4 protein-coding genes are annotated in these 4,250 nt (G+C 42.5%); all 4 read right to left on the reverse strand.

Annotated elements, in window-relative coordinates; genetic code table 11:
- Nucleotides 1-133: 133 nt before the first annotated feature.
- Nucleotides 134-2,023, reverse strand: a complete 1,890-nt coding sequence (locus Q1V93_RS18040; RefSeq protein WP_300666589.1) for a hypothetical protein — start codon at nucleotides 2,021-2,023, stop codon at nucleotides 134-136.
- Entirely contained in the window at nucleotides 2,011-2,961 is a 951-nt protein-coding gene (locus Q1V93_RS18045; RefSeq protein WP_300666591.1) for a FecR domain-containing protein, read from the reverse strand. The genes Q1V93_RS18040 and Q1V93_RS18045 overlap by 13 nt, the downstream gene beginning before the upstream one ends.
- On the reverse strand, nucleotides 2,958-3,542 hold the full coding sequence (locus Q1V93_RS18050; RefSeq protein ID WP_300666592.1) for an RNA polymerase sigma-70 factor: 585 nt from the start codon (nucleotides 3,540-3,542) through the stop codon (nucleotides 2,958-2,960). The genes Q1V93_RS18045 and Q1V93_RS18050 overlap by 4 nt, the downstream gene beginning before the upstream one ends.
- 198 nt (nucleotides 3,543-3,740) lie before the next feature.
- Nucleotides 3,741-4,169 carry a hypothetical protein gene (locus Q1V93_RS18055; RefSeq protein WP_300666594.1) on the reverse strand — a complete coding sequence of 143 codons (429 nt, stop codon included), beginning with the start codon at nucleotides 4,167-4,169 and terminating at the stop codon, nucleotides 3,741-3,743.
- Nucleotides 4,170-4,250: the final 81 nt, after the last annotated feature.

Below are 4,250 nucleotides of genomic sequence, written 5' to 3' on the forward strand. Positions count from 1 at the left end.
CATTCCTGTTTCAATTTCCGAAAATAACACGTTGTGCTATTTGCTAGTCAATCGCCCTCCAAAGGGGATATATTTTATCTATGAAACGCCACCCCTCTTGATCTCCCCTCAAGGGGAGAAGTCTAATAAACTTCTAGAAAAACCTCAAAGCCAGTTTCGCACCAATCCATAATTGATTGGCAAAACTTCCGTTAACGGAGTTGGAAATGGTTCGCTGTTTGATTCTACTCCAGATCGGGTCCAAAGCAGGATCAGTATTTTCGCTACTGTACCAGTTTAAAGTAGGTCCGGCCGCCATGCTGAAATTCTTTCCGAAACGGTATTCAATCCCCACGAAACCTTTCGTCAGCATGTTATAGGTAAAATCGCTGTTGTTTAAATACAATTGCTGCGCCGTCAAATCCAGGTCCAGGTACCATTTTCTTCCTAAACGGATGGCAGATCCTAACCCGTAACCAAAAGTCCACAATGAACGCCCTCCGGACATTTGTATTCCGCCAATGAGTATGTTGTGAAACGCATCCACACCCGTTCTGAAGCTAAGTGTTCCCAATAAATTTTCATCACAGGCAATTTCAGCTTTGTGATATCCCCTTTTTACAAAACTTAAAAATCCGACAGGAACTCCGGTAATCGAATTGGCCACATTGATGAAACCAAACTGCGAACCATTTACTTTTCCTCCTCTGTTGAACAAGCCCGAAATCTGGAATCCGTTTACTACGCGACCAACATTCACCAATCCTGCAATCTGGGTTCCGGTGATCGTATCAGTGATATTTACAAGACCGGCAATCTGGGTTCCAAGTACTTTGCCAGCCTGGTTGTAAATTCCTGCGATCTGAACGCCCTGCGTATAGGAATCATTCCAATTCGCAATTCCACCAATCTGAACGGCAGTAACTGTATCTTTTACCACATTGGCAATTCCCGCAACCTGTGCAAAGTTTACCTTCCCGCGATCAAGATTGACCAAACCGGCAACCTGGAAACCACTCACATCTTTTGCAACGATATTGATCAGACCAGCTGCCTGAAATCCGGTGGATGTTCCTGAAACGAGGTTTGCCAAACCGCCAATCTGCACATACTTTACGTTTCCGTAGTCGAGATTGACCAAACCACCCAATTCCATTACGTCAATTCCTTTGGATGAACCAACCAGGATATTGAACGAAAACTTGTTCACCGTATTCACAGAAAGCAAGCGGTTGGTACTTACCGGCGGAACAAAGGAAAACGCAACATTTGTAAACAAGGTGTCGGAAATGTTTCTCAGGTTTGCACGGTGTTTTCCGAATTTTCTCCAAAAGGGATTTCCATCCGGAATGGTATCTTCCACGAGTGTTTCCACTGGTTTTACTACTGTGTCGATTGAAAGCGTTAAACGAATGGAATCATTTACCATGACGCTGACCGGAGCGGATTTCGGCTTCAAGTAAATCACCAGGGTGTTTCGCTGCCTGGAAACGATCACAACGGTGGTATCTTTAAAGTCTTCTTTTGCCACTGAAATGGAAAGCACATCGGCTGTTTTCGGAAACGACAAATTGAAGTAACCGTATTCGTTGGTTAGCGCCGATTGTTTATTTTGCCTGAGATACACACTGGATTCGACGATTTCGGTAGAGTCTTCCGCATTCAGAATATATCCGTTTAAAATGACATTGGATTTGTCTGCCGCAGCATTATCTGGTTTTGGTTTCGGCACCGGTTTACCATTCACAATGACGTATTTCCCTTTTAGTTTCCAGGAATAATTTTCATTGTCAAAAAGCGTATTCAAAACAATTCGAAGCGGTTGTTTGTCAAATTTCACGGATGCCCGCTGTTTATCATCGAAACCGGTATACGAAAACACGACCCCGGTTTGATTGGAAATCTGCCGGAACAATTCTTCATACAAATACGTTCCCGAGCGAATCGTGACACTTTTTTCCAGGTAAGGAGTTTGTGCATTCGAATGAAAAACTACCAGGCAAGAAAGAATAGCGGTACTTAAAAAACGGATCATTGTATGCATGCCATTCCTTTAATCAGGTAATTATTGTTTTTTTCCTTCAGGATGGTTACTTCCAGTGTTTGAGAGATCACCATTAAAACAGTATCGAGGTCTTCATTCAGGAACTCGGTCGTAATCCGGCAATCTTTCAAGGCCGGGTTATCAATTCGAATACTCACTTTATAGGTTTTGTTGAGCAAATCAACCACGTCCTCCAATCGCTGATTATCCAACAGAATGGTTTTGTATTGCTTTTTCAGATTCTCCGCCAACACATCCAGTTTCAGATCTCCGCTCGCAATCACGTAGTGGGCACTTTCATTTGCCTGAAGCGTGAGTTTCATTCCTTTGTTGTCGTAGATCACCACCATTCCTTCATCCACGCGAACGTAAATGGTATCCTCGGTCGTTTTTACATTGAATTTTGTTCCGAGATCCTTGATGTGGATTGGTCCGGCGTCAATGATAAAGGGTCGTTTTTTGCTGTGTTTTACCGAGAAATAACCTGAACCCTTCAGTGTTACCAAGCGGTTCTTCTTCCCGTAAGCGGCAGATAATTCCACACTAGAATGTGCTGCCAATTGGATATCGGTTCCGTCGTTCAACTCAATTTTCTTTTCTTCTTTTCCGGCAGTGAACACCGTGCTTTCCTCCTTTGAATGGAAGAAATAGAAAGCTGCTCCCAACGAGATGACCAGCATTGCAGCCAATGAAGCAATCCATGCAACGGACAATTTCCGAACCGGGGCTTGTTTTAATTGCGGTTGAATACTGTTCCAGGCCCTATCGGTTGAAACTGCTTTATCGACCAACCCAAACGCTAAGGCACTTTGTTCGAAATGCATTTTGTTCTCATGTGATTCAGCGATCCAGTCTTCGAGGAACATTGCTTCTTCGGAGCTCGCTTCGCCGTGAAGGAATTTGCCAATCAGTGCATCCATGTCTTGTATTGTCTTCATAGTATTTGACTGAAAAAAAGGATGAGTAAAGGCAAATAGTCTTTCAACTCTTCACGTATTATTTTGAGGGCTTTCCCCATTTGATTTTCTACCGTTTTCACCGATAAACCTAATTGATCGGCGATTTCCTGGTAACGCAGTTGTTCGAAACGACTCATTTTAAAAATGCGGCCGCATTGTTTGGGCATATTTTCCATTGCCATCTGAATGCGTTCGTTGAGTTCATTGACCTGAACCGAATCAGAAGTATCTTCGTGGACGCTTGTTGCTTTCCAGTCTTCTGCATACGCAGTGCGCACTTTCAGATGTTTGATTTTATTCAAGCAGGCATTTTGAACCGACTTGTATAACACCGCCCGAATGGAAGTATGAATATCGAGCTGGGTTCGTTTTTCCCAAAGAGAAACAAAGACCTGCTGGACAATGTCTTCGGTTTCATCCGAATCTTTCAGAAAGGTGTTGCCGTAGCGAACCAGCGGCTTATAATAATCGCGAAATACCATTTCAAATGTGCTTAAATCTCCTGTCACAACTTGTGTTATCACTTGTTTTTCTTCCACCTTGATGTGTATTTTACTCAAGGCAAAGTTATTATCTTTTGTTTTAGGACAACTGAGAAGGAGTTTACCCCTATGGGGAAGGAGATTTTTTTGAATTGTATTGATGTGGTTTATTGTTTGACCACAATAGAAACATAGGTCACATAGTTTTTAAATGGTTGCTGAACTTTATTTTTCCGGAGGAGGGTGGTAGTTTCAGAAAACTCTTCAAGCTTCTGTTCATTCCACTAACTTCAGGCATTCGTGATCTAGTTTTAAAGCTTCCAGCTCCACCACTTTTACCTGCCACTCCATGAAAGTAGCGTCGAGCTCCGTGTAGTTGATCCTTCCTTCTTCATAAAGCAGGAGACTTTTCTGATAAATCATCTGAAGATTTTCGATTGTTTGCTTGACCAACTCTTGCCCGGCTTTGTTATCCAGGAGTTTTTGGATTTGCGTGATTTTTCGTTTTTCGAGTGTCAATTCCAGGATTTGCCGTTGCTGTGTGAGTTCTGTTTGCCTGATGCTATTCAACTTCTTTGTTTTTAGCCACTCACCACGGCTGAAAATCGGAATGTTCAGGTAAAACCCGATTCCTTCATACAGGTTTTGATTTAGCTGAGCTCCGTACCTTTTGGTTGGTTGAGACTCCTTGATAGTAGCATCCAATTTTCAAAAAAACAACTGTTAAGTCCTTAACAATTCCATACTTCCCTCATACTATATCCATACTTGAACCATACATGAACT

Source organism: Fluviicola sp. (assembly GCF_030151805.1).
Lineage (GTDB): Bacteria > Bacteroidota > Bacteroidia > Flavobacteriales_D > Crocinitomicaceae > Fluviicola.

Excerpts from the sequence above, each read along its gene's own strand:
- Q1V93_RS18040 (WP_300666589.1), bottom strand. The coding sequence starts at position 2,023 with ATGCATACAATGATCCGTTTTTTAAGTACCGCTATTCTTTCTTGCCTG.
- Q1V93_RS18045 (WP_300666591.1), bottom strand. The coding sequence starts at position 2,961 with ATGAAGACAATACAAGACATGGATGCACTGATTGGCAAATTCCTTCAC.